21 protein-coding genes are annotated in these 24,526 nt (G+C 62.8%); 14 read left to right on the forward strand and 7 right to left on the reverse strand.

All coding sequences use genetic code 11. The features are described from left to right. The first annotated feature begins 184 nt into the window (after nt 1-184). Nucleotides 185-766, forward strand: coding sequence for a helix-turn-helix domain-containing protein (locus B0919_RS07045; RefSeq protein WP_176132911.1), 582 nt, complete (start codon nt 185-187; stop codon nt 764-766). A gap of 108 nt (nt 767-874) precedes the next feature. Here the strand turns inward: B0919_RS07045 and B0919_RS07050 are convergent, their stop codons facing one another. Beyond that, the gene (locus B0919_RS07050) at nt 875-1,735 is read right to left on the reverse strand and encodes a T9SS type A sorting domain-containing protein (protein WP_078011529.1); all 861 of its coding nucleotides are present in this window, start codon (nt 1,733-1,735) and stop codon (nt 875-877) included. 620 nt (nt 1,736-2,355) lie between these two features. Between B0919_RS07050 and B0919_RS07055 the strand changes: the two genes are divergently transcribed. The 3 genes from B0919_RS07055 to B0919_RS07065 all read left to right on the forward strand — a co-directional run bounded on the left by B0919_RS07055 (nt 2,356) and on the right by B0919_RS07065 (nt 4,443). Continuing rightward, the gene (locus B0919_RS07055) at nt 2,356-2,568 is read left to right on the forward strand and encodes a hypothetical protein (RefSeq protein ID WP_078011530.1); all 213 of its coding nucleotides are present in this window, start codon (nt 2,356-2,358) and stop codon (nt 2,566-2,568) included. Between the two features lie 27 nt (nt 2,569-2,595). After that, on the forward strand, nt 2,596-2,991 hold the full coding sequence (locus B0919_RS07060; RefSeq protein WP_078011531.1) for an OsmC family protein: 396 nt from the start codon (nt 2,596-2,598) through the stop codon (nt 2,989-2,991). Nucleotides 2,992-3,093: 102 nt separating this feature from the next. Beyond that, nucleotides 3,094-4,443, forward strand: a complete 1,350-nt coding sequence (locus B0919_RS07065) for a D-alanyl-D-alanine carboxypeptidase/D-alanyl-D-alanine-endopeptidase (protein WP_078011532.1) — start codon at nt 3,094-3,096, stop codon at nt 4,441-4,443. A gap of 141 nt (nt 4,444-4,584) precedes the next feature. On the opposite strand, the gene B0919_RS07070 is transcribed toward B0919_RS07065, so the two are convergent. Together B0919_RS07070 and B0919_RS07075 are read right to left on the reverse strand one after the other, a co-directional pair. Further along, nucleotides 4,585-7,314, reverse strand: a complete 2,730-nt coding sequence (locus B0919_RS07070; RefSeq protein WP_078011533.1) for a DEAD/DEAH box helicase family protein — start codon at nt 7,312-7,314, stop codon at nt 4,585-4,587. Between the two features lie 203 nt (nt 7,315-7,517). After that, the gene (locus tag B0919_RS07075; RefSeq protein WP_217701006.1) at nt 7,518-9,515 is read right to left on the reverse strand and encodes a site-specific DNA-methyltransferase; all 1,998 of its coding nucleotides are present in this window, start codon (nt 9,513-9,515) and stop codon (nt 7,518-7,520) included. A gap of 123 nt (nt 9,516-9,638) precedes the next feature. Between B0919_RS07075 and B0919_RS07080 the strand changes: the two genes are divergently transcribed. The 7 genes from B0919_RS07080 to B0919_RS07110 all read left to right on the forward strand — a co-directional run bounded on the left by B0919_RS07080 (nt 9,639) and on the right by B0919_RS07110 (nt 16,340). Continuing rightward, entirely contained in the window at nt 9,639-10,001 is a 363-nt protein-coding gene (locus B0919_RS07080; RefSeq protein WP_139361969.1) for a hypothetical protein, read from the forward strand. Nucleotides 10,002-10,182: 181 nt separating this feature from the next. After that, nucleotides 10,183-11,133: a ParB/RepB/Spo0J family partition protein gene (locus B0919_RS07085; RefSeq protein ID WP_078011535.1), complete on the forward strand. Its 951-nt coding sequence runs from the start codon at nt 10,183-10,185 to the stop codon at nt 11,131-11,133. Between the two features lie 19 nt (nt 11,134-11,152). Next, on the forward strand, nt 11,153-11,854 hold the full coding sequence (locus tag B0919_RS07090; RefSeq protein WP_139361970.1) for a DUF5683 domain-containing protein: 702 nt from the start codon (nt 11,153-11,155) through the stop codon (nt 11,852-11,854). Nucleotides 11,855-11,859: 5 nt separating this feature from the next. Beyond that, a complete protein-coding gene (gene dapB / locus B0919_RS07095) occupies nt 11,860-12,579 on the forward strand; it encodes a 4-hydroxy-tetrahydrodipicolinate reductase (protein WP_078011537.1) in 720 nt (239 codons plus the stop codon). A 192-nt stretch (nt 12,580-12,771) separates the two neighbouring features. Beyond that, nucleotides 12,772-13,926 carry a signal peptidase I gene (gene lepB, locus B0919_RS07100; RefSeq protein WP_078011538.1) on the forward strand — a complete coding sequence of 385 codons (1,155 nt, stop codon included), beginning with the start codon at nt 12,772-12,774 and terminating at the stop codon, nt 13,924-13,926. A 468-nt stretch (nt 13,927-14,394) separates the two neighbouring features. After that, on the forward strand, nt 14,395-15,300 hold the full coding sequence (locus B0919_RS07105; RefSeq protein ID WP_078011539.1) for an SDR family NAD(P)-dependent oxidoreductase: 906 nt from the start codon (nt 14,395-14,397) through the stop codon (nt 15,298-15,300). A 122-nt stretch (nt 15,301-15,422) separates the two neighbouring features. Next, the gene (locus B0919_RS07110) at nt 15,423-16,340 is read left to right on the forward strand and encodes a helix-turn-helix domain-containing protein (protein ID WP_078011540.1); all 918 of its coding nucleotides are present in this window, start codon (nt 15,423-15,425) and stop codon (nt 16,338-16,340) included. A 318-nt stretch (nt 16,341-16,658) separates the two neighbouring features. On the opposite strand, the gene B0919_RS07115 is transcribed toward B0919_RS07110, so the two are convergent. Further along, entirely contained in the window at nt 16,659-17,321 is a 663-nt protein-coding gene (locus tag B0919_RS07115) for a uracil-DNA glycosylase (protein ID WP_078011541.1), read from the reverse strand. A gap of 121 nt (nt 17,322-17,442) precedes the next feature. On the opposite strand from B0919_RS07115, the gene apaG reads away from it, so the two are divergent. Both apaG and B0919_RS07125 read left to right on the forward strand, forming a co-directional pair. Continuing rightward, nucleotides 17,443-17,829, forward strand: coding sequence for a Co2+/Mg2+ efflux protein ApaG (gene apaG, locus B0919_RS07120; protein ID WP_078011542.1), 387 nt, complete (start codon nt 17,443-17,445; stop codon nt 17,827-17,829). Between the two features lie 12 nt (nt 17,830-17,841). Beyond that, complete coding sequence (locus tag B0919_RS07125) at nt 17,842-18,651, forward strand: O-methyltransferase (protein WP_078011543.1); 810 nt, start codon at nt 17,842-17,844, stop codon at nt 18,649-18,651. Between the two features lie 245 nt (nt 18,652-18,896). On the opposite strand, the gene kdsA is transcribed toward B0919_RS07125, so the two are convergent. Both kdsA and B0919_RS07135 read right to left on the reverse strand, forming a co-directional pair. Further along, nucleotides 18,897-19,721, reverse strand: coding sequence for a 3-deoxy-8-phosphooctulonate synthase (gene kdsA, locus B0919_RS07130; RefSeq protein WP_078011544.1), 825 nt, complete (start codon nt 19,719-19,721; stop codon nt 18,897-18,899). 155 nt (nt 19,722-19,876) lie between these two features. Further along, on the reverse strand, nt 19,877-20,473 hold the full coding sequence (locus tag B0919_RS07135) for a methyltransferase domain-containing protein (protein ID WP_078011545.1): 597 nt from the start codon (nt 20,471-20,473) through the stop codon (nt 19,877-19,879). 125 nt (nt 20,474-20,598) lie between these two features. Here B0919_RS07135 and B0919_RS07140 point away from each other — a divergent pair, with 125 nt between their 5' ends. Next, the gene (locus tag B0919_RS07140) at nt 20,599-21,546 is read left to right on the forward strand and encodes a hypothetical protein (RefSeq protein ID WP_078011546.1); all 948 of its coding nucleotides are present in this window, start codon (nt 20,599-20,601) and stop codon (nt 21,544-21,546) included. Nucleotides 21,547-21,643: 97 nt separating this feature from the next. Here B0919_RS07140 and cphA read toward each other — a convergent pair whose 3' ends face one another. Continuing rightward, nucleotides 21,644-24,289: a cyanophycin synthetase gene (gene cphA, locus B0919_RS07145; protein WP_078011547.1), complete on the reverse strand. Its 2,646-nt coding sequence runs from the start codon at nt 24,287-24,289 to the stop codon at nt 21,644-21,646. Nucleotides 24,290-24,526: the final 237 nt, after the last annotated feature.

The following is a 24,526-nucleotide window of genomic DNA, read 5'->3' on the forward strand; positions in this document are numbered from 1 at the left end:
AAGCACAAGCAGCTCCCGGAACGCGTGACACCGCATTACACGCGGCAACTACCGCTTCTGAAGTCCGTTGTAGACTTCGTTTAACTGAGAAAGAAATAAGTACACAAACCCTTGTAGACTTATTCTATCCTACTAACACAAAGTCTACACGATGCCTCGCGCTCCTTTATCGACTGATACCGCTGTGGCTCTGCTGCGGGGATATTTCCACCTGAGTCAGCAGGAGGTAGCGGCGTGGCTGGGCATTAGCAAAGCCCAGGCGGGCCACCTCGAATCGGGCCGGCGCGGGCTCAGCGAAGCCGCGGCTGAAGCCCTGGCCCCGCTGCTGCGGCAGTTGCCGCCTAGCAGCCCCGCTCCTACTGTGCTGCGCCTGGCCTCGTTGGCGGTTCCGGCGCCCGTTATGGCCCTGGCCTCGCCCGAGGCCGCCCCGCTCCAAGCTCGTCTTGACTATTGCCAGCAGCACGCCCAGCGCCTGCGCCGGCAACTCCGGCCTCTGGAAACCCAGGCCACCGTGGCCGCCCGCTGGACCGCAACTCTGCCCGCGCTGCGCGCCGCCCTCCCGCCCGACCCCGGCCCGGCGGCCAAGCCCGATCCGGCTACCGACTGGCCGGCCTGGCTTACCTGGTTTCGGCACCGCTGGCTGGATCAGCGCTGCACCGCCCTACCGCCCGATCTGAGCGCCCGTTACCACCTGTTGCGCCTGCAGGCCGAAGCCCTGGAAGCAGAAGCGGCGGCGCTGCAAGCCTTGCTGGCAGCAGGGGCCTAGCCGTCCGCTGCGGGTGTGGGTAGCCGGGGCTTTTTTGTGGCCACCCGGCACGGGTAAGCCGGCCAATGCGCCGCCACGTCCGCAGCCATCCGTTCTCGTTGCCAACGGCTATTCTATTGCCAGTTGCTGCGTTGCCGAGTACCCCCCGGCTTGCACGCGTATGGTATACAGCCCGGCTGCCAGCGCGCTGACCTCCACCTGGGTTTGGGTAGGGGCACCGTCCGGGTTCAATGACAACGCTTGGGTCCGGACCGGCTGACCAAGGTTGTTGAGGAGGGTGACCTGCGCGGTGCGTTCGGCCGCCAGCGCGGGCAGGCATAGGGTGAAGGCGCGTTGGGCAGGGTTCGGGAACACCTCGATGCGGCCCGCCCGCTGGCCTTGGTGCGTGGCCAGGATGGCAGCAGGCGTGAAGGTGTAGGTCTGGCCCGCGGCCGGGCGGGTATTGATGGTATTTACCGGCGCAGTGGCGGTGGTATTATCAACGATGGCTGGGCTGGCCGAGGCATTCGTCAGCGAAATAAAGTTGCCGCGGCCGCTCACCGTTGCCGAGCCGCCATCAAGCCCGATAGAGGCACTGGCGGTGCTGCTGTCGAAGGGCCCCGCTTCCGGGCGGTACACAAACTGAACGACATTGGTGGTTTCGTACAGCTTTACCTGAAACGAGAGGCTGGGCGCAGTAGCCGCGAAGCCGTCGGCCCAGTTGAGCCACTCGAAGGTGAACACTCGGTTGGGCGCAGCGCCCGAAACGGCGTACGAGGCCGTACCGTTTACGCCGGTCATGTCGTCGTAGAAGGGGGCAATGGTGGTCAGGCCCATGCCCAGAGCGTTGATGGACTGGGAGTACGTGCTGCTGCCCCGCAGATCAATGTAGCCATCGGTAGTAGCCTGCAGCGTGGTGACAGCGCGGCCACCGTACGTAAAGGCGAATGGCAGGGAAATGTTGGTGGAAATAGCGTCGTTGGCCGACAAATTACTGACCGGTGTGCCGCCTGACAGGGGTGTAAAAGTGCCATTACTAGCCGCAAACTGATACCTGGACACGTCCTGCGCCTGGCTGGGCTGGATTGCTGCCAGGGTTGTCGCCAAAGCCAACAGGCAGGCAGATGACCATAAGTGAGCGGAGGTAAGCTGCACTGGCTTCCGTGCGAAAAGAGGTGGGATGAAGTTTGTCATAGCTGTGTGTTGAACGTGAATTATGAATATATAAATAAAATGTATAACAATGGTCATTACCAGACCTTTAATCTGATTTGGAACTGAGCAGAACACTCGATTACGAAGCGTGCCAGCCGCTGCCTGTGGCTCAGCTACGAGCACTCCTCCAAGTACCAGTGCCCAGTTCTTCCCGGCTGAAAGCATTAACTAGTTTTTTATAATTTTTGATTTAATTTTTTTAACTATTACTTGCATCCATACAAACCCAAGCACGTATAGCACCAGTCCAGCTTCTCTGGTTTACGGAGCAGGTGGTCTTTACGTGTAGCCTAAGCCGGCAACAAGGCCTTGCCTAGGAGCTACACGGCACACACTACGGCTATTTCCAGCTCGGGCAGCCTTCTGGTCCATTCCTCACCCACAACCATTCTCCTATGAAACTTGCTACTCTGTTACTGCTGCTGATTTCGGCCACCTTCGTTTCTACCGCTGCCACGCTGCCCGACGAGCCCAGCAAAGCACCGGCCGAAACCAGCAAGGCCAAGGTGCAGAAAGCCAAGAAGCTTCGGGCGCCGCTGTTTGCGCCGCGCAAAAAGAAAGAGTCGTCCTACTCGCGGGCGATGCGGCGCAACGAGCTGCTACGCTGATTGTGCTGTCTTGGCGCCTGAAGTGGTATGCACATATCTGCCCGCATCCAAAGTGCCGCCGGACAGCTGCAGCCCTCAGTGCAAACCAACGGCGCAGCCCAAACCCTCTCCCTGCTGCCCAAGCCCACGGGCGAGGGCTCGGCCGTGAACGGCGGAGAGTTGCTGTTGCTCGCCCTGGCCACCTGCTTCTGCAACGACCTGTACCGCGAAGCCGCCAAACGCAACCTGAAGCTGACCAGCGTGACGGTTGAGTGCTCCGCAGAATTCGGCGCGGCCGGCGAGCCTGGCACCAACTTTCGGTACCAGGCTCAAGCGACGGCAGATGCGTCTGCAGCCGAAATCGAGGCGTTGATCCAGCACACGGATCGGGTAGCAGAAATTCACAATACCCTGCGCCGCGGCGTAGCCATTACCCTAACCTGATTGCGGCGCGCCTACTACCACGAAGAAGCTCTTTTTCGACGTAGCGGCCCGCTACGCGCTCCAGGCTGCGGTTTGCGGCATTCGCCGTAGTTTAGGCGCCTCATGCGCCGTTTGTTCTTGTTTCTGGCCGGATTAGCCGGTTTTGCCTTCGCCGCTTCGGCCCAGACTACCCCGCCCGCCGCCCCGCCGCCCTTGCCCGCTGCCCCCGCCGACTGGCTGGTGCGCGAGCTGGACAACTCCCCCATTCTGCGCCAGCACCACGCCGGCCTGCAGCTCACCGATGTTGCTACGGGCGAGAGTCTGGTAGCGTGGCACGCCGAGAAGTATTTTGTGCCAGCCAGCACCCAGAAGCTGCTCACGCTCTACACCGCCTTGCGCATCCTGCCCGATTCGGTGCCCGCCCTACGTTACGTGGTGCACGGCGACACCCTGCTGTTCCGCGGCACCGCCGACCCCAGCTTTTTGCACGGCGACATTCCCAGCACGCGCGCCTACCAGTTGCTGCAGCGCTGGCCCGGCAAGCTCGCCTACGCCGAAACGCCCATGGCCGACGCCAAACTGGGCCCGGGCTGGAGCTGGGACGACTACCCGTATTATTTCCAGCCTGAGCGGGGCTCCTTTCCCATCTACGGCCACACCGTGCGCTTCTACTACCGCAAGCCCGGCCTGGGCGTGGCGGTGCGCCCGGCGTGGTTTAACTCAGCCATCCGCAAGGCCGCCCGCGGCACCAGCAGCCCCGACCACGTGCAACGCGAGCTGGAAGCCAACCGCTACACCTGGTACCCCGCCCCGAAGCCCTGGGTTGATGAAGTGCCCTTCCGCACCGACCGCAACCTGCTGCTCACGCTGCTGCGCGACACCCTGAAGCGCCCGGTACAAGCCGCCCGCTGGCGCCTGCGCCCCGGCGAAACGCCCCGCACCTACTACGGCCTGAACGTGGACTCGCTGCTGCGGCGCTGCATCCGCGTCAGCGACAATTTCCTGGCCGAGCAAACCCTGCTGCTCTGCTCCGCCCAGCTCGGCCACGACACGCTGAGCATTGCCCGCACCATCGGGTACGTGCGCCGGCAAGGCTGGCTGCGCGAGCTACCCGATTCCGTGGCCTGGGTTGACGGCTCGGGCCTCTCACGCCAGAACCTCACGACTCCGCGCAACCAAGTGGCCCTGCTACTAAAGCTGTACCAGCTCGTGCCGGAGCCGCGCCTGTTCAATCTCCTGGCCGCCGGCGGCCGCCAAGGCACGCTCAAACGCGCCTACCGCGACCCGCAGGGTCCGTGGCTGTGGGGCAAAACCGGCACCCTCACCAACAACCACAACCTCTGCGGCTACCTGCGCACCCGCTCGGGCCGCCTGCTGGCCTTTAGCTTCCTCAACAACAACCACTTGGCCGAAACCACCGTCATCCGCCGCGAAATGGAGCGGATTCTGACCATGACGCGCGAGCAGCTGTGAGTTGTAGTTGTAGCTGTCTGTGTCATCCTGAGCGCAGCGAAGGACCTTCTCACGTTTGGATACATTACTATCTGACGTGAGAAGGTCCTTCGCTGCGCTTAGGATGACAGATGAAACACGGCAGATGAAGGATGCCGCCAGTTACTGCACATGCTTCAGCTCCGAGGCTACCTGGTAGTGCACGCCCTCCGGCTCGAGCACGGCGAAATGCTCCACGCCGCAGGCTATTTTCAGCTCTTCCTTGCCGCGTAGCGCCAGCGGGTCCACGGCTTCCTCGCCGGCCGAACCCTTGGTTTCGACCACGAAATACACGCGCTGGTCGCCGCGGAACACGATGGCCCAGTCGGGGCGGTAGTGGCCCAGGGGCGTGGGAATGAGGAAGCCGCGGGGCAGCTTGAAGTAGAACTCCACCCGCTCGTCGGCTTCGCAGCTGGCGGCGAAGGCCCGCTCCGTGTTGCTGTCGACGGGCACGTAGTTGTAGAGCGTGCGGCCGGGCACGGCCACCTCGTGCAGCTGGCTGCGGTACTGCTCGATTTCCTCGTCTTCGAAGAGCAGCATCTCGTACTCCTGCCCCGCCACCCGCTCGTACTTGATGCCGGCCACCTGCAGCTGCTGCAGGGCCCGGCGAATGGCGCGCACCACGTTGTCGAGAAACATCTGCGGGTTGATGAGCAGCTCGGCGTGGCGCCCCGACTGCTGCAGAATCCGGAACAGCGTGGGCCGCGTCACGTCGACGCGGCTTTGCAGGTAGCCGTACACGTCGGGCACGGCGAAGGCGGCGCCCTGCACCTCGTGCTGGGCCTCGCTGGCCAGCTGCCCGTCGATGCCGGCGGCCGTGTACTGGAGCCGGCCCTTGCGCGCCTGCAGCTGCGGGTAGTGCGTGGCCGGGGTGCGGGTGCGGTCCTGCAGCTCGGCCACGGCCTTCTCGATCAGGTCCTCGGTGCTGAAGCGCACCTGGTAGCGGGTGCGGTGCTTGAGGCGCTGCCATATCTGGAAAAACGCGGGGTAGTTTTCGGGCGTCAGCTCCTTGTTCAGGCTCACCCGGCGGCGCTCGGCCGCGTTGCGGGTGCGCCCGGTGAAGGCCACGCCGGTTTCCTCCTGAATTTCGCGCTGCAGGGCGGCCGAGAAGTCCTCGTAGCTTTCGTTGGCCACCACCGTCAGCACGTTCAGGGCGCGGTCGTGCACGCGCTGGCCGCCGGCATCGACGGGCAGGCGCAGCCCGCGCCCGATTTCCTGGCGCTTGCGGATGTCGCTGCGGGTTTCACTGAGCGTGCAGATCTGGAACACGTTGGGGTTGTCCCAACCCTCGCGCAGGGCCGAGTGCGAGAAGATGAACTGCAGGGGCTCGTCCTGACTCAGCAGCTGCTCCTTTTCGCGCATAATCAGCGCGTAGGTGTCCTTGTCCAGGGCCGTGTCGCCGCGGGTGTCCTTGCCGGCCGGGTTGGCCTTGTCCTGGGAGAAATAGCCGTCGTGCACGGCACTGGCGGCGTGCGGAATCAGGCCCGCGTACTCCGGCCGGGCCGCGTACCCGGCAAACAGCTCCTCGAACCACTGGGCAAACGGGCCCGGCCGGCGCTGCTTCGCCACGGGGTCGTAGAGGCGGTAGTTGGCTACCTTGTCCACGAATATCAACGACAGCACCTTGATGCCCCGGGGCTTGAGGCGGCGCACTTTCTCGAAGTGCCACTTGATGGTGCGTTCCAGCTGGTAGCGCAGCACGGCTTCGGTGAGCCCGCCCACATCCTCGCCGGCCACCACGCGCAGGCCGCCGGAGAAGGTCATGCTCTGCTCGTCGGGGTCGATTTCGTTGACGATGAAGCCGGTGCGGTAAATGTCGCGCTGCTTGCTGAGCGCGTACAGGTCGCTGCCCAGGCGCACGGTCACGTCCTTCTGCCGCACGCCGCCGGCCTCGTTGCTGTAGAGGCTGAGCTTGGCGCGGAGCATGGTTTTGGTGCGCTCCACGGCCTTCACCCGCACGAAGGCCGCATTGTAGTTGCCGTCGGCCGTGATGCCGTCCACCTCAATCTGCTTGACCAGGCCCAGGTCGTAGGCCTGCACGGGGTTGAGAGCGTACACCTGGTTGTAGGGGTGGCGGTGCGTAGCCGAGTAGCGCAGCAGGGCCAGCGGCCGCAGCTCGGCCAGGGCCGCGCGCCGGGCCTCGGACTCCAGGTTCTGCGGCTCGTCGACGATGACGATGGGCCGGGTGGCCTGCAGGTACTCGATGGGCCGCACGCCGGTTTCGCGCACCTTGTTGATGATGTTGCTGTCCTTGGTGAAGGCGTCGATGTTGATGACCAGGATGTGCAGCGCGTCGCCCACGGCGAAGTTGCGCAGCGTGGTCAGCCGGCCGCTGTCATACACCTCGTAGCGCACCGGCGGGAAGCCGTACAGGGCCTGCAGGTGCTCGTGGGTGATGTCGAGCGACTTGCACACGCCCTCGCGGATGGCCACCGAGGGCACCACGATGACGAACTTGCGCAGCCCGTAGGTGCGGTACAGCTCGTAGATGGTGCGCAGATACACGTAGGTTTTGCCCGTGCCGGTTTCCATTTCCACCGTCAGGTTCAGCGGCAGCAGCGTGGGGTCGGGCTGGCCGTCGGGGCCCGGCACCGGGCAGGGCTCCAGCCGCTCCGAAGCGGGCAGCCCCTGCCGCGCCTGCACCCGCCGGATGTTTTCCAGCAACTGCGCCTCCGACAGCACCAGGCGGTTGGCAATGCCGGTTTCGGTGAAGGCAATGGAGCCCACCGGCCCGGCCGCCCCCACCGATACCTCAAGCGGCGTGGGGCTCAGGGGCTGCCCCTCAAATACATCGACCACGGCCTGCACGGCGGCCTTCTGGTAGCCCTGCTCGGCGTCGAACTGTAGCTTCATTGGAAGAAATCGAAAACGTGTAAGACACCCATGGCCCCTCCCCCGTAGGGAGGGGTGCGTTTTGATAGACAACGCTCCTACTTGCAGGCGGAAGCAGAGCTAAAACACTTCGAGAGGGGCCTAAACAACGGCTGTCGTTGCTGACGTCTGTCGCCCCTCTCCTTTGGATGTCGCGCATCAAGCGAGGTGGGCCGGGGGTGGGGTTACAGCAGCTGCAACTGCACGCCCGCGTCGGCCAGTTGCAGGCGGGCGTTGCTGACCAGCTCGTCGGGGTTATCGACGCCGAACTCGTGGCCGGGCACCAGCAGGCGCTGCGGGCGGGCCTCGACGGCAGCGGCCACTACTTCGGGCGTGAGGCCGGCCAGGGCCAGCCACAGCAGCCCGCCGGCTACATCCTGCACCTCAGCCGTGCCCAGGCGGCGCGTCTGCACCGGCACCGACAGGGGCAGCAGCTCGGGGCCGCCGGTCATTTTCAGCAGCAGCTCGGTGAGCATGGCCGGGCCGGCCGCCACCCCGTCGCGCAGGGGCTGCTGAAACAGCTCCAGCTGCGTGAGCAGCTCGTCGGGCTCGGTGAGGCGCGGGCGCCACTGCCGGAAGTTCGAGGGCACCAGGCGGTAGTAGCGGAAGCCCAGGTCGGCGGGCGGCGCGGCCGCATCAGTTTGGGGCCGGGCCCGCAGCTGCTGGCTGGCCTTGCTGAGGCGGGTGCGGGTGATGTCGGCAATGGTGCGGTAGCCGGCCTTGTGGGCTTCCGACTTCTCTTCCACCGGCTCGGGGTACTGCACCAGCAGAAAGCGCCGCCGGCCGCCGTCCTGGGCGTTCAGGGCCATTACCGCGTGGCCGGTGGTGCCCGAGCCGGCGAAGAAGTCCAGCACCAGGTCGTCGGGGCCGGTAGCCAGCTCAATCAGCTCGGACAGCACTTCCGTGTTTTTGGGGAAGGGAAACACCCCTTTACCCACCAGCCCTTCGACCTCCAGGGTGGCGGAGCGGCCGTCGCGGTAAAACACCGACGAGTACGGCTCACTGCTGATTTCGACCAGGTAGCTTTTGCGGTTCGGAATGGTGGTTTCGTCCGGCCCGAAGTGAATGCGCGGCGGTTGCTGCGCCAGGGCCCAGGCCGTTTTGGCCTCGTCCCAGCGCCAGCCGGTGGAGGGCTTCTTGCACGGCTTGCCTGTCACCGGATGCAGAATGTCGTGCCGGGGGCGAGAGGCGCGGCCGTCGTCGGGCCCCGCGAAGTCGGCCGCGAAATACAGGCCCCGGTCATCAGACCAGTTGTAGTGCTTGTGCGCCTTGCGGGCGTCGCCTTCGGGCAGGGCCCGGAACCACGCCTGCATGGCCTCCCGGATTTTGGCGTGGTCGGGGCCCCACTGCTGCCGCAGCGTCTCGTACTGCGCCAGCACCGCCTCGACGCCCTTCTTTTTCAGCCGCCAGTTTCCCTTGGCCTGCAGCGCCGCTTTGTCGCGGGCAAAGCAGAGCATATACTCGTGCACGGAGGCCACCAACTTGGCATCGCCCTTTTTGGAACGCTGCCAGGTCAGCTGCGCCACGAAGTTCTCCTCTCCGAACACCTCGTTGAGCAGCAGGCGCAGGTTGTGCACCTCGTTGTCGTCGATGGAGACGAAGATGACCCCGTCCTCGCGCAGCAGGTTGCGGCACAGGTACAGGCGCGGCCACATCATCGACAGCCAGGCCGAGTGAAAGCGGCTGCTCTCACGCATGTTGCGGCCCCACACGTCCTGCCCCCGCAGCCGGCCGGCCTCGTCGCGCAGGCCGGAGCGTTGGTCATGGGCCTCGCGCTCCTCAGCGAAGTCGTCGGGGTAGGCAAAGGCGTCGCTGCCGGTGTTATAGGGCGGGTCGATGTAAATCATCTTCACTTTGCCGAAATAGCCGCGCTGCAGCACCCGCAGCACCTCCAGGTTTTCGCCCTCGATGAGTACATGCCCAGTGGTATCGAAATCGACGCTGGCGGCCGCGTCGGCCTGCAGGGTGGCAGTGGTAAGCTGCTGCACCTCGCGGCGGGCGGCGGCCTTGCCGGCCCAGCGCAGTTCGTAGTGCTCAGGGCCGGTGGGCGTCAAGGCATCGGCGGACCCAAGCGCGGCCCGCAGGCGGTCAAAATCAACGCGCCCTTCGCTTACCGCGGCGGGAAAAAGTTGCTGCAGCTGGCGGATATGTTCAGCGGTGACGTCGAGGCTAAGGCCGTCCATGCGGGGTGAATTTGATACGAAACAGTTACAAATTTGAAACAAAAAACCCGTTTTATAGCTCACATTTGGCAATTACATGTAAATCAGCCGCGGACACAAACTTGCCAATTTTGTCTCAGTTAAATGCGACTGATTATGGCAATGCAGCACCGCGGGGAGATTGTTGCCGCGGCCGTGCGCAAGAGCGGCGTCAAGCTGAGCCAGCTGCACCGCGCGTTGGGCGTGAGTCGGCCCACGCTGTATCGGCGCTTCGAGGACCCCAACCTCAGCTTCGACTTCATCCGGCGCGTGGGCGAAGTGATAAAGCACAACTTCGCCCAGGACTTCAAGGAACTGTCTGCCCCGACCGCCCTGCTGGCCGAACCCATCTTGCCCTACCAGCTTACCAATCTGGACGACTGCAAGGACCGGCTGCTCTACGTGTACGGCCTTTATACCGACCTGCTTGAGCGCTACAACGCCCTGCTGGCCGACCGCAACGAATAGCTGACGCACCCAAGAGCTAGCCGCACGGAGCAGAATGTTCCACGAACAAACAACTCAATACAAGCATGTTAATAACCCAACGCTCTAACGTTCCACAAAATTAATAGGAGCTTTACCGGCGGTTTATGCTATTTTTGGTTTCCCAGCGGCTGCTACTTGGCCGCAGGACCTCAGAGTGAGTATGTCAGAGAAGCACGAAGAGAAAACCACCCCGACGCCGCTGGCCAAGCGCCGCGTGGGTGGCCTGGGTCGCGGGTTGAACGCCCTCATCGAAGGCAGCTACGAGAAAAAGAGCGAGCGGCTGGGCCTGGTGCCCCACCCCGCCAATTCCGTGGGTCTGATTCCGACGGATCAGGTTGAAGCCAACCCCTTCCAGCCGCGCACGCACTTCGACCAGGAAGCGCTGCAGGAACTGGCCGAAAGCATCAGGGTGCAGGGCATCATCCAGCCCATCACCGTGCGCCAGACCGGCCCGGCCGCTTACCAGCTCATTTCGGGCGAGCGGCGCCTGCAGGCCTCGCGCCTGGCCGGCCTCGACGCCATTCCGGCTTACATCCGTAAGGCCGACGACCAGCAGATGCTGGAAATGGCGCTGATTGAGAACATTCAGCGCGAAAACCTCAACGCCATCGAAATTGCGCTGAGCTACCAGCGCCTGGTGAGCGAGTGCAACCTGAAGCAGGAAGAACTGGGCGACCGGGTGGGCAAGAACCGCTCGACCGTGACCAACTACCTGCGCCTGCTCAAGCTGCCGCCCGATATCCAGATCGGTCTGCGCGACAGCGTCATTTCGATGGGCCACGCCCGCGCCTTGCTCAGCGTCGACGACGCGGCGGCGCAGCTGAACCTGTTTCGCCGCATCGTGACCGAGGAAATGTCGGTGCGCAAGGTGGAACAACTGGTGCGGCTGGGCGTACCGGCGCCGGGCGCGAAAAACGGCCAGGAAGCACCGGCAACGGATGCCCCCGTGGTGCCGGTGGCCGAAATCAAGCGCGCCGAGCGGCACTTGTCCGACCGCTTTGGTTCGCGCGTACAAGTAAAACCCACCGCGCAGGGCCGGGGCGAGATTCGCATCAGCTTCGATTCGGCTGAGGACATGCACCGCATCATCAGCATACTGCAACCGGCGTAGCGGCGTTGTGGGAGGCATTATGAGCAACCCTATCCAACAGTTTTTGCAAAAAGCCCCATTGCTCACGGCAGTGGGGCTGTTTTGTCTGACTGCCACGGCGCGGGCCCAAACGGTAACGGCCGGGCCCGACTCGGTCCGCGTGCAGGCCGGTCCGGCCGTGCCCGATTCGGTGCGCCGCAACGTGAAGCTGCTGGGCATGCGGATGACGCGCCCGCAAAAGGCGGTGATTCTGGCGGCCGTGCTGCCCGGCTCCGGGCAGATCTACAACCACAAGTACTGGAAACTCCCGCTGGTGTACGGCGCCCTCGGCGGCACCATTTACGGCGAGTGGTTCTATTTCACGCGCTACACCGAGTTTCGCGACGGGTACCGGGCGCGCCGCTTCCGCCGCCAGGGCGGCACGGGGCCGGCATCGGTGGATACCGGCAACGAGTCGAAGAAGTATGCCCAGGACGCCAACGGCGATGCGCTTCAGCAGCAGGTCTTTAACGCCTACCGCACCCGCCGCGACACCTTCTTCGCCTACATCGGGCTGGCCTACGGGCTACAGATCCTGGACGCCCTGGTGGACGCAAACCTGCACGACTTCGACGTAAGCGACAATCTTTCTCTGAACGTGCAGCCGTACGCGCTGCCGCTGTATGGCGCGCCCGCTGTCGGCGCGGCCTTTACCTTTACGCTGCGCCCCGGGTCTCCATCCACCGGTTCGCACCGTTTCTAGCAACCATGAACATTCTCCTGATTGGCTACGGCAAAATGGGCCGGGCTATTGAAGCGCAGGCCCTGAGCCGCGGCCACCAGATTGCCGGCATTATCGACCCGTCGCGCCCCGAGGCGCAACTCAGCGACTTCGGCCCGCACAACGCCGACGTAGCCATCGAATTTACCCACCCCGACGCAGCCTTCGGCAACGTAATGGCCTGCCTGCGGCAGGGCCTGCCGGTGGTGTGCGGCTCCACGGGCTGGCTGCATCACTTCCCTGAAGCCAAAGCCTTGGCTCAGGAAAAAGGCGGGGCGCTATTCTATGCCTCCAATTACAGCGTGGGCGTGAACCTGTTTTTTCACTTCAACGAGTACATCGCCGGCAAAATGCACCAGTTCGGCGGCTACGACGTGCAGGTGCGCGAGATTCACCACGTGCACAAAGTGGATCAGCCCAGCGGCACGGCCCTCACGGTGGCCGACGGCATCATGCGCAACTACACGCGCAAGAAGAAATGGCGCAACGACCCGGCCCAGGCGCCGGAGGAGCTGGCCATTATATCGGAGCGCCTGGCCGAAACGGTGGGCACGCACGTGGTGACGTACACCTCCCCGGTCGACGCGCTGGAGCTGAAACACGAAGCGTTTTCGCGGGAAGGCTTTGCGCACGGCGCCGTGCTGGCCGCCGAATGGCTGCCCGGCAAGCAGGGCGTCTTTGGCATGAAAGACCTGCTCGGGCTCTAAGCCCACCATTTATTGCGCTTACCAGGAACGCGTTTCGGCGCGTTCTTTTTATATCCCTGGGGGCAAGGGCCACCGTTGGCCGCAGCTTTTTGGCGCCGCCAGCATCAGTAGACGGGGAAAGTCGGATATTCAGCCGCGCGAATCCTCTTTTTTTGACACCCAAAGGCGGCCCGGCCGCTTTGCTGATTTTCAATGGCAGTTACTTTCTGGAAGAAAAAACCGGCTGAGCAGCCGGCCAAGCCCAAAGGCTTCTGGCGCGAATGGGGCGACGCTATCCTGTTTGCGGTAGTGGCCGCCACGCTTATCCGCTGGGCGACGTTTGAGGCCTACACCATCCCTACGCCGTCGATGGAGCACTCCCTGCTGGTGGGCGACTACCTGTTTGTGAGCAAGCTGCACTACGGCCCGCGCACCCCCCAAACGCCCCTGCAGATTCCTCTGACGCACCAGACGCTCTGGGGCACCGGCATCAAGAGCTACTCCGACCTGATTCAGCTGCCCTCCTTCCGCCTGCCAGGCTTCTCGGAGGTGAAAGCCGGCGACGTGGTGGTATTCAACGTGCCCTTCGAGGACCAGCACCCGGCCGATTTGCGCACCAACTACATCAAGCGCTGCGTGGCCGTAGCCGGCGACGTGCTGGAAATCCGTGACCAGGAGGTGTTCATCAATGGCAAGTCGCAGGGCACGCCGGCCGAGTCGCAGACGCGCTACTACCTGCAGGTGACCGAGCCCGTACGCCCGAAAATTTTCCAGGAGCACGGCGTAGTCGATTACAACTCACCCGACGGCGCCCCGCAGATGGGCTACCTGCCCACCGGTCCGGCCTACATGGTGGATATGACGGCTACCACGGCCGCTTTCTTCAAACAGCAGCCCTACATCAAGGCCGTAGTGCCAGATAAGTCGGCGGCCGGCCAGGCCGAACTGGAGGTATTCCCCAACAACCCCGACTACCCGCACAGCACGCCCACGCAGCTCGTCAACTGGAACCGCGACAACTACGGCCCGCTGCAGCTGCCCAAGAAGGGCCAGACGGTGCAGCTCACGGCGCAGAATATTCCGATTTACCAGAAGATCATCCTGCGCTACGAGCACAACGAAGGCATTACGTTCGAGAACGGCCAGATTCTGCAGAACGGCAAGCCGCTGACCAGCTACACCTTCAAACAGGATTACTACTTCATGATGGGCGACAACCGCCACGACTCGCTCGATTCCCGCTACTGGGGCTTCGTGCCGGCTGACCACATCGTGGGCAAGGCCGTGCTGATCTGGATGTCGGTGGACCCCAATGCCGGCGCAAGCGGCAAAATCCGCTGGAGCCGCTTGTTCAACACGATTGATTAAGTACTGACTTCTGTAGTTAGCCAAACGGCCCGGTGAATAACCGGGCCGTTTTAGTTTAAGCAAGGCAGCGGCTCCTCTCGCTGTCATTGTGAGCAATGCACGTCAATCCTTGGCCTCGCGGTTAAAAGTTTGGGGCAACAGTTCATCGAGCGGGTCGGGCTATCCGTGAACGGCAAAGCGTACATCCCAGTCAACCTGAGGGAAACCTTTCCGGCCCTCGTCGGAAAAGACACATTCGCTTTACAGGCTGGCCGCGCAAGTGCAGGAGTCGGGCAACGGCTTCCTGATTGACTGGAGCCAGCGAGAGACGGGCCACTTGAACGGCTGGTAGGTCGCCCGAGCAAGGGGTAGCCCGCGGCGCCGCTCACTACCTGATTTTGGCTACGCAATACCCCGTTTTGCCTACAGTTACGCGCCCGGGGCTGGGGACCTTTGTCATGTTGTTTAACTCCACCCGCACAGGAAACTATGGCACAGTCACAGGAAGCACGGCCCACCAGCGCCGCCACCACGGCCGGCGCACCGCGCAAAATTTGGTTTATCACGGGCACCTCACGCGGCTTGGGCCGGATTTGGACCGAGGCGGCCCTGAAGCGGGGTGACCGGGTAGCCGCGGCGGCCCGCACCCCCGCCGCCCTGGCCGACCTACAGCAGGCCTACGGCTCCCAGCTGCTGGTCCTGGAAGTCGATGTGACCAACCCGGAACAGGTAACGGCGGCCGTACGACAGGCGCACGCGCACTTCGGGCGGCTTGACGTGGTGGTCAATAACGCCGGCTATTCGCTGGTGGGCACCATTGAGGAAGCCAGCGCCGCGGACGTGCGCGCACTCTACGACACCAATATCTTTGGCAGCCTGGCCGTCATTCAGGCGGCCCTGCCGCTGCTGCGGGCCCAGGGCCACGGGCACATCATCGGCGTTTCCAGCACCTTGGGGCTGGTTGCCATGCCGCTGATCGGGTACTACTGCTCGTCCAAATGGGCCTTTGAAGCCATTCACGAGAGTCTGGCCGCCGAAATCAAGCCGTTTGGGCTGCACGTCACGCTGGTAGAGCCCGGGGCCTACGATACGGAGTTCGGCACGCCGCAGTCACTCAAGCATAGCACCGGCCTCGACGTGTATGCCGACTTCAAAGCCCGGCTGATGGAGGGCCTGAAGAGCGCCAGCAAAGGCGACCCTCAAGCAACACCCGCGGCCCTGTTTGCCCTCGTGGATGCCCCGAATCCCCCTCTGCGCCTGTTTCTGGGCAACCAGTCGCTGCCCCTTGCGCGTGCGGTCTACGCCGAGCGCCTCGCGACGTGGGAAGCGTGGGCGCCCGTATCGAATGCTGCGCAAGGCACGCCCAGCGGGCCTCAAACCAGCGCCGGGCACTAACTTCACTTTTGCTCATCCCCGGACCGCTCGCCTCGCCCCGAGCCCCCGGATTTTCCCCAAGCCGCCAGCAGCGAGAAGCCAGCCGCTTCGTCGCCAGCAGCTCATCGCCCCAATGTGTTGCCATGAAAACGCCCGCCAGCCACCCGCACAGGTTCCATTCCCTGGCCGAAGCGCATCACGCCTTTGGCCTGCCGAAGCCGTTGCACCCGCTCATCAGCGTGGTGAATGCCACCGCTACCCCAATCGAGGCGGCCGCGTCGTCCGGGGTGCATGTGCTGTCTTTTTACAAGATAGCCTACAAAACGGGCGGTAGCGGGGCGCTTTCCTACGGCCAGGCTCATTACGATTTCACGGAAGGCAGCCTCCTGTGCGCGGCGCCGAACCAGCTCATCGGTCACGGCGAGGAACGGCATCCGCAGTCGGGTTACATCCTGCTCATCCACCCGGATTTTCTGCTGGGCGACCCGCTGGCGCAAAAAATCAAGCACTACGGCTTCTTCTCCTACGCGGCCAGCGAAGCCCTGCACCTCTCCGAGCCGGAGCAGACCACCATTGTCTCCCTTTTCCGCAGCCTGGAAAACGAGCTGCACAGCCGCCTCGACGATTTAAGCCAGGAGGTGCTGCTGGCGCAGGTGGGGCTGCTGCTGAGCTATGCGCAGCGCTTCTATCAGCGCCAGTTTATTACTCGCGGCACAGTCAGCCGGGGGCTGCTCCAGCAGGTAGAGGCCTTGCTGGACGACTACTTCGCCACGCACGAGGCGCTGCGGCAAGGGCTGCCCACCGTGCAGTACCTGGCCGAGCGCGTGCACCTTTCCCGCAGCTACCTGAGTGACATGCTGCGCGCGCTGACGGGCCTCAACGCCCAGCAGCACATTCACCACAAGCTGATTGAAAAAGCAAAGGAGCAGCTGGCGGGCACGCAGCTCTCGGTAAGCGAAATTGCCTACACCCTCGGCTTTGAGCATTCGCAGTCGTTCAGCAAGCTGTTCAAAAGCAAGACCCAACAGTCGCCGCTACAGTTTCGGCAGTCCTTCAACTAACTCGCTGCAGCCCCGGGCCCGTTGGAGCGCGAGCGGCAAACCTGCTGCGTTCAGCTAGCTATCCGCGAGCGTGACGACATCGAAGCGTTTAACTTTCGTACCCAACTTTTAACCAAGGCCATCTTTTCTCCAGTAGCACTGCCACTGCAGCCGGCAGCAACCGAGGAGCGGTACAAAACAACCCCGCCCGAAACCAGTCGTTCACGCGACAGTTTCGAGCGGTGCTCTTTGCGCCGTTTCTGCTACTGAAGGAAGGATTGACGCCGCTTGATGCGCGGAATGTCGTGCCTCCTCGCAATGACAGCGCGGTGCTGCCTTTTACCACTGAATCGGCTCCAGGCCGTGCTCCTGCAGGTACTTATTGGTCTTGCTAAAGGGGCGGGAGCCGAAGAAACCTTTGTCGGCGGCGTAGGGCGAGGGGTGCGCGGCTTTCAGGATGAGGTGCTTGCGCTGGTCAATCAGCTCCGCTTTTTTCTGGGCGTAGGCGCCCCAGAGGATGAACACCACGTGCTCTTTCTGCTCCGATACCTTGCGAATAACCTCGTCGGTAAACTCCTCCCAGCCCTTTTTCTGGTGAGAGCCGGCGGTGGCGGCGCGCACGGTGAGCGTGGCATTGAGCAGCAGCACGCCCTGCTCGGCCCACCGGTCGAGGTTGCCGTCGGGCGGGCGCGGCGTGCCCAAGTCGTCCTGCAGTTCTTTGAAGATGTTGATCAGCGAAGGTGGCGTGCGCACGCCATGCTGTACCGAAAAGGCCAGTCCGTGCGCCTGGCCCTTGCCGTGGTAGGGGTCCTGGCCCAGGATAACGACCTTAACCTGGTCGAACGGGCAGGCGTCGAAGGCGTGAAAGATCTGACTGCCAGCCGGGTACACTGTTTGAGTAGTATACTCGTTCTTAACAAATTGAATCAGCTCCTGGAAGTAGGGCTTTTCAAACTCGGGCTGTAGCACCTTGCGCCAGCTTTCTTCTATCTTTACATTCATGCCTCTTGGGGTAACGGAATGCGGTTCGGCGAGCCAAACGTAGCCGAGGAGCGTACGTAAACCAAATCTGAAAGGCTGCTGTTAGCTCCCATACTGCCACACCTGTTGTCATTCCCGCGCCATGAATTCTACAACCACGCAAGGCGTCACGGTCAGCGTTTCGACCAGCTACCTATCGGAGTATTCCAGCCCGCAGCAGGAGCACTTCGTGTTTGCCTATAAGATTGATATCCGCAACCACAGCGAGTACACCGTGAAGCTGCTGCGCCGCCACTGGCACATCTACGACGCCAACGGCGTGGTGCGCGAAGTGGAGGGCGAAGGCGTAGTGGGCCAGCAGCCCACCCTGGAGCCCGGCGACGGACACCAATACGTATCGGGGTGCAACCTGAAGACGGGCATCGGCAAGATGCGCGGCACCTACCTGATGGAACGCATTCAGGACGGCCGTACCTTTGAGGTCGAAATTCCCGAGTTTACCCTCGTGGTACCGTTCCGCCTCAACTAACTCGCTTCCGCTTTGTCGCTACTGCCGCAGGCACTGCGCTACATCCGTTACCGGTTTCGTTCGGGGAATGCACACGGGCTGCATTCCCCGTTTGTTTTTTCCCTGTACCTCGACGTCGTCTGCCACACAGGCGAGTACGGCGCCTTCGAGGCCATTGAAAGTCGCCGGGCGGCCCTGCTCGCCGATGAGCGGCGCCTGCGCATCACCGACTACGGTGCCGGCTCGCAAACCGGCGCCGGGCGCGAGCGGCCTGTGCGCGACATTGCCCGCCATGCTGCCAAGCCCCCGCGCCTGGCCCAGCTGCTGTTTCGGCTCGTCAATTACCGCCAGCCCCGCACCGTGCTGGAGCTGGGCACCTCGCTGGGGCTGACGACGGCCTATCTGGCCGCGGCCTCTTCCAAAGCCCGGGTACTCACCTTCGAAGGCTGCCCGGAAACGGCGGCCGTCGCGCGCGAGACACTGGCGCAGCTAGGCCTGCAGAACGTGGAGCTGATCGAAGGCAACTTCGATGAGACCTTGCCCGCAACCCTAGCCCAGCTCCAGCAGCCACTGGACTTCGCCTTCTTTGACGGCAACCACCGCTACGAACCGACGCTACGCTATCTGGAGCAGTGCCTGCCCTATGCCACGGAGGAATCGGTATTTGTCTTCGACGACATTCATTGGTCGGGCGAAATGGACCGGGCCTGGGAAGCCATCAAAGCCCACCCGGCGGTAACGGTAACGGTCGACCTGTTCTTTATCGGCTTGGTGTTCTTCCGCAAGAACGCGCCCAAACAGCATTTCACCTTGCGCATTGAGGAGCGCGGGCTGGGTGTTTAAGGAACTACGACTCAGCCCGCTGTCATTGCGAGGAAGAATCACGAAGTAACCTTTCCTCTCGCGGCACAACGGTACAATATGCACCAACCCAAAAAGCGCACCGCCCGAAACTGCAGACGCTAGTTTCGGGCGGTGCGCTTTTTTATGGGTGGCTCATTGGTCAGGACCGATTGACGCCGATTGACGCGCGGAATGTCGTTTCTCCGCGCAATGACAGCGCGGTGAGCCGTCGGCTCTTTGCAGCGCTAACGCACGGCTTCGCGGATGCGGGTGAGGCGCTCCAGCAGCTTTTCCAGGCGGTCGAGCTGCAGCATGTTGGCGCCGTCGGATTTGGCCGTAGCAGGCGTGGGGTGCGTTTCGATAAACAGCCCATCGGCGCCGGCGGCAATGGCGGCGCTGGCAATGGTCTGGATCATTTCGGGCTTGCCACCGGTCACGCCGCTGCTCTGGTTGGGCTGCTGTAGGGAGTGCGTCACGTCCATGACCACCGGCACGCCGAAGCTTTGCATGGCGGGGATGTTGAGGAAATCCACCACCAGATCGGTGTAGCCGAAGGAATTGCCGCGGTCGGTGAGGATGACGTGCGGGTTGCCGGACTGCTTCACCTTATCCACGGCAAAGCCCATGGCCTCGCCCGACAGAAACTGACCTTTCTTGATGTTGACCACCTTGCCCGTCTCGGCCGCGGCTACCAGCAGCTCGGTCTGGCGGCACAGAAAGGCCGGAATCTGGAGCACATCCACGTACTCGGCGGCCAAAGCAGCTTCGCTCGATTCGTGAATATCCGTCACGGTGGGTACCCCGATTTCGCGGCCTACTTTCTGCAGAATCTTCAGCGCCGTCTCGTCGCCGATGCCGGTGAAGGAGTCGATGCGGGAACGGTTGGCCTTGCGGTAAGACCCCTTGAAGATGTAGGGAATCTGCAGACGGTCGGTGAGCTGGCGCACCTGCTCGGCGATGCGCAGCGCCATGTCTTCGCCTTCGATGACGCAGGGTCCGGCCATCAGAAAGAACTGACCGGAGTTGGTGTTGCGGAAGTGCGGCAGGGCGTTGGCGAGGGTATCAATCATGGAATGAAGGCGCGGTTGGAAGAAACGTCAGGCAAAGGTCGGGATGTAGCGCGAACCGCTGGTTCTCGTCGTCAAGTTTTACTTCGCGTATCGTCGCTGATGGAGCCGACGGCGGAACCACTGTCGTTCTGTGCTGCTCGCGCTGCGAATTGGCGCTACTTCCGCCGCAGGCAGATAAACAGCTCCCTCCCCTGCCGGGGTTTAATGGAGTTGTACGCCGCCTCGAAGTGCACAAACTCAAAGTACGCGGCAAACAGCTCGCGGTACTCCTCGCGGGTGCCGCCAAAGGGCGGTTCGTGCCCGGGCCCGACTTTGCCCTCAAACAGCAAGCCCACCAGCTTGCCGCCCGGACGCAGCAGCTCGGCGCAGTGGCGGGCGTAGTCGGAGCGCAGCGCCGGGTCGAGGGCGCAAAAGAACGTTTGTTCCACGATGAGGTCGAACGGACCGGCCAGGGCGAAGAAATCGGCCTGAAGCAGGTGCTCGGCCGGGAAATCGGGCACGCGCTGCTGCAGGGCGTGCAGTGGCTCGGCGGCAAAGTCAGCCACAAAGACATTGGGCCAGCCGCCACGGTGCAGGTACTCAGCCTCGTAGGCACGGCCGGCGCCGGGAATAAGTATGCGGCGCGCATCGGGTGGGCCCAATTGGGCGAAGTACGCGCGCAAGGGTTCGGTGATGGCACCGGCGTCCCACTGGTCCTGGCCGGCGGCGTAGCGCCCGGCCCAGTACGCGGGGTCGAAATTGGACTGAAACATACGCTGAAGGGCACGGCGCGGGGCGAATAAAGTTGTCCGGCTATAATATCCGTGTATTTTTGGCGTACAAGGTAATACCCCGGCCGGCTCCGGACGGCCAGGCTTCATTCACTTTCCCCCGCTTTATGGAACAACAACAAGCCCCCGAACGCCGCAATAATAACCGCTGGCTCCTGCTAGCGGCCCTGGTGCTCGTGCTTGTCGGCATCAACGGCATTCTCTTCTACATGAACCAGCAGAAGAGCAAGCAAAACGAACAGCTGGCCGCCGACATCAAGGTGAAGGACACCAAGCTGGAAGAGCAAATCAAGCAGTACGAAACGCTCAAGGCCGACTTCGAACGCCAGAGCCAGGAGCTGCAGAGCATGGGACTGGCCAACGATTCGCTGGAAGCCAAGATTGCCTCCGTCAACGCCGACCTGCTGAAGCTGCGCTCCTTCCGCGCTGGTTCGTTCTCCATTTCTGATCAGAAGCGCTTCCAGCAGCGCGCCCAGAACTTCGAGCGGCAGCTGCGCCAGAAAGACACCGAAATTGCGCAGCTGAAGAAGGATAACGAAATGCTCTTCACCGAGACGCAGACCCTGAAGGAGCGCCAGAACAAGCTAACGGACACCATCGGCAGCATTGCGCGCACCAACCAGGAGCTGAGCGAGAAAGTGGCTATTGCCTCGCGCCTGCGGGCTGATAACATCCGGGTGGGCGTCATCAACCGCCGCAACAAGGAGGACGACGACGACAAGAACGAGTTCAAGGCCAAGAAGGTAGAGAAGATCAAAGTGACCTTCAACCTGGCCCAGAACGACGTGGCCCCGAAGGAAACCAAGCAGATCATGATGCGCCTGCTGGAGCCCGACGGCGCGGCCCTCTACAACCTGAGCACCGGCGGCGGCACTTTCCTCATCGACGGCAACGAGGCTTTCTACACGGCCAAGCAGGAGCTGGTGTATGACAATACCCGCCAGCCCGTGCAGTTCGTGTACGCCAAGGGCACCGACTACAAAACCGGCTCCCACACCGTGGAGCTGTACGCCGACGGTTACCTCATCGGCAAGACCACGTTTACGCTGAAATAGGCCGTAGGAACTAAAGCTTTAGGCAGTAGTGCCAACAACAAAAGCCCCGCCGGAATGTCCGGCGGGGCTTTTTCGTGCGGCTTGCTGATGCCCAGCTTTACGCGTGCTGCGGCTGTGCTTGCTTGAGGCTGGCCTCGTAGGCTTCCAGCTTCGCGATGGTGTTCTTGATGTCTTCGGTGAAGATGGTAATGACCGAACCTTCGCGGGCGTTCTGCAGAGCAAAGTCGATGGCGTCAGGCTCGTTTTCGATGTAGGTGATGGGCAGATCGGGCTTGTCCGTAGTCAGGCCCTCACGCATCAGCGCCTCGATTTCCTCGGCAGTTTTGCCGCGCAGGTCCTGATCCTGGCGCAGGATAACCTCGTCGAAAATCCGGCCGGCCACGCGGGCGTAGTCGATGGTGTCCTGCGGGCGCCGGTCGCCGAGGCCCGACACGATGCCCACCTTGTGGGTAGCCTGCGTCGCATCGAGGAATTCCCCGAATTTCTCGATGCCGTGCGTGTTGTGGGCGTAGTCGACAATGACCTCGAAACCGGAGAAGCGGAAGATGTTCATGCGCCCCGGCGTGCTGGTGGCCGAGGGCACGAAGGTGCACAGCGCCGTCTTGATGTCGTCCTTGGTGAAGCCGTAGCAATACGCCGCCAACGAAGCCGCCAAGCAGTTTTCGATGTTGAAGCGGGCCCGGCCGCCTAAGGTCACCGGCAATTCCTCAGCTCGGGCAATGCGCAGCTTGTAGGTGTTCTTGTAGATGGTGATGTAGCCTTCCTCGTACACGGCGGCCACGCCCCCGGCTTCCATATGTTCGCGGATGCGCGGTGAGTCGTCGTCCATGCTGAAGAGAGCCACGCGGCAGTCTACCCGCTCGCGCATGGCGTAGGTGTAGTCGTTGTCGGCGTTGAGAATGGCCCAACCGCCCTTGCGCACGGTGCGCGGTACCACGCTCTTCACTTCGGCCATTTCCTCCACCGTGTGGATGTCCTTCAGCCCGAGGTGGTCGGCGGCCACGTTCGTGACCACGGCCACGTCGCAGTAGTTGAAGCCCAAGCCCGAGCGCAGCATGCCGCCGCGGGCAGTTTCGAGCACGGCAAAGTTCACCGTCGGGTCTTTCAGCACAAACTCGGCGCTCTGCGAGCCGGTACAGTCGCCGCTCTGCAGCTGTCGGCCCTGAATAAAGATGCCCGAAGTAGTCGTGTGGCCCACCTTGTAGCCTTTGGCCGACACGATATGCGCCAGCAGCAGCGTGGTGGTGGTTTTGCCGTTGGTGCCCGTCACCGCGAAAATCGGGACGCGCGAGCGGGAGCCCTGCGGAAACAGCATGTCCACGACCGGCGCGGCTACGTTGCGCGGCAGCCCATCGGCCGGCGAAATGTGCATGCGGAAGCCCGGCGCCGCGTTGACCTCGATAACGGCCCCGCGCGTCTCGTTAAGCGGAATGGCAATGTCGGTGGTGAGCACGTCGATGCCGCAGATGTCGAGGCCGATGATGCCGGCCACGCGCTCGGCGAGCAGCACGTTGTAGGGGTCCACCAAGTCGGTCACGTCGGTAGCCGTGCCGCCGGTGCTGATGTTGGCCGTGCTCTTCAGGTACAGCACCTCCCCTTCCGGCAGGATGGATTTCGGCGTCAGTTCCCGGGCTTTCAGGATCTGGTTGGTATGCTTGTCGATTTTGATTTTGGTGAGCACCTTTTCGTGCCCGATGCCGCGGCGCGGGTCCTTGTTAATCTCGTCGATGAGCTCCTGAATGGTGTGCACCCCGTCACCGGTCACGGCCGCTGGGGTGCGCTTGGCCGCGGCCACCAGCTTGCCGTTGATGACGAGCAGGCGGAAGTCGAAGCCTTCGATGAACTGCTCCACGATGACGGCCTGGGAGTATACCTGCGCCGCCTTCAGGCCCGCCAGCGCCTCCTTCCAGTTTTTGATGTTGATGGTGGCGCCCTTGCCGTGGTTGCCGTCGAGCGGCTTGGTCACGATGGGGAAGCCCAGCTCCTCGATGGCCTGCTTCAGTTCGTCGGCGTCGTACACGGTGGTGCCGCGGGGCACGGGCACGCCCGAGGCCTGCAGCATGCGCTTCGTGCGGTTTTTGTTGCCGGCTATTTCCACCGCCGCGTGCGAGGTGTTCGACGAGGTAGTGGCCCAGATGCGCTTCTGGTTCACGCCGTAGCCCAGCTGAATGATGTTGGAGCCCTCCAGCTGAATGTAGGGAATGCCGCGCGAAGCGGCTTCGGCCACGATGCTGTGGGTGCTGGGGCCGAAGAATTCGTCTTCGCGGATTTCGTGCAGCTCATCCACGATGGCACGCACGTCATATTTTTCCTTGCGAATCAGAGCGTTGAGCAGATCTACGGCAGCTTCGGCAGCTACGCGGCCCGCCCGCTCTTCCTGGTACTCAAACAGGACGATATCCACGCCATCCTCGTGGGCGGACCGGGCCTTGCCCCAACTCACGGGCATGCCCGCCATGCGCTGCAGCACCAGCGCCACATGCTTGACCACGTGGCCCCACGGCTCGCCGTCGGCCAGCTCCTCGCGCGTAAGCGGGGGGCGCTTGCTGGCGGTACGGGTGTTTTTGCTGCAGGGCAGCTCCAGCTCCGGCAGCAGCTTAATCAGCCGGCCGTCGAGGCCCGGCACGGCGTTGCTCCAGGTGTCGGCCAGATCTTCCAGGTCCAGCTTCATTACGATAACCTTACGGTGCTTCACGGACCAGTAGCTCGGCCCGCGCATCGTGCGGAGGTCAACGATTTTCATAAGAACGGGTGTTGAGAAGAGGGAGGGAATTGTGCCCGCTTCTACGTTGTCGAGTGGCCTTGGGATATGCCTGAGTTAGCTTTACGGGCACTTTTTAGCTGCTTTTCGGTATATATCTCACCGGCTGGGCAGCTGGCTACTTAGCTTTCCTCCGTATTCGTATTGTACCAGCCGGAGCTTGCTGCGTCGATGCCTTCGCGGGGATATGCCGTCGGGTAGGTATCGGGCACGGCCATG

The sequence above is a fragment of the Hymenobacter sp. CRA2 genome, assembly GCF_002007105.1.
Taxonomy (GTDB): Bacteria; Bacteroidota; Bacteroidia; order Cytophagales; family Hymenobacteraceae; genus Solirubrum.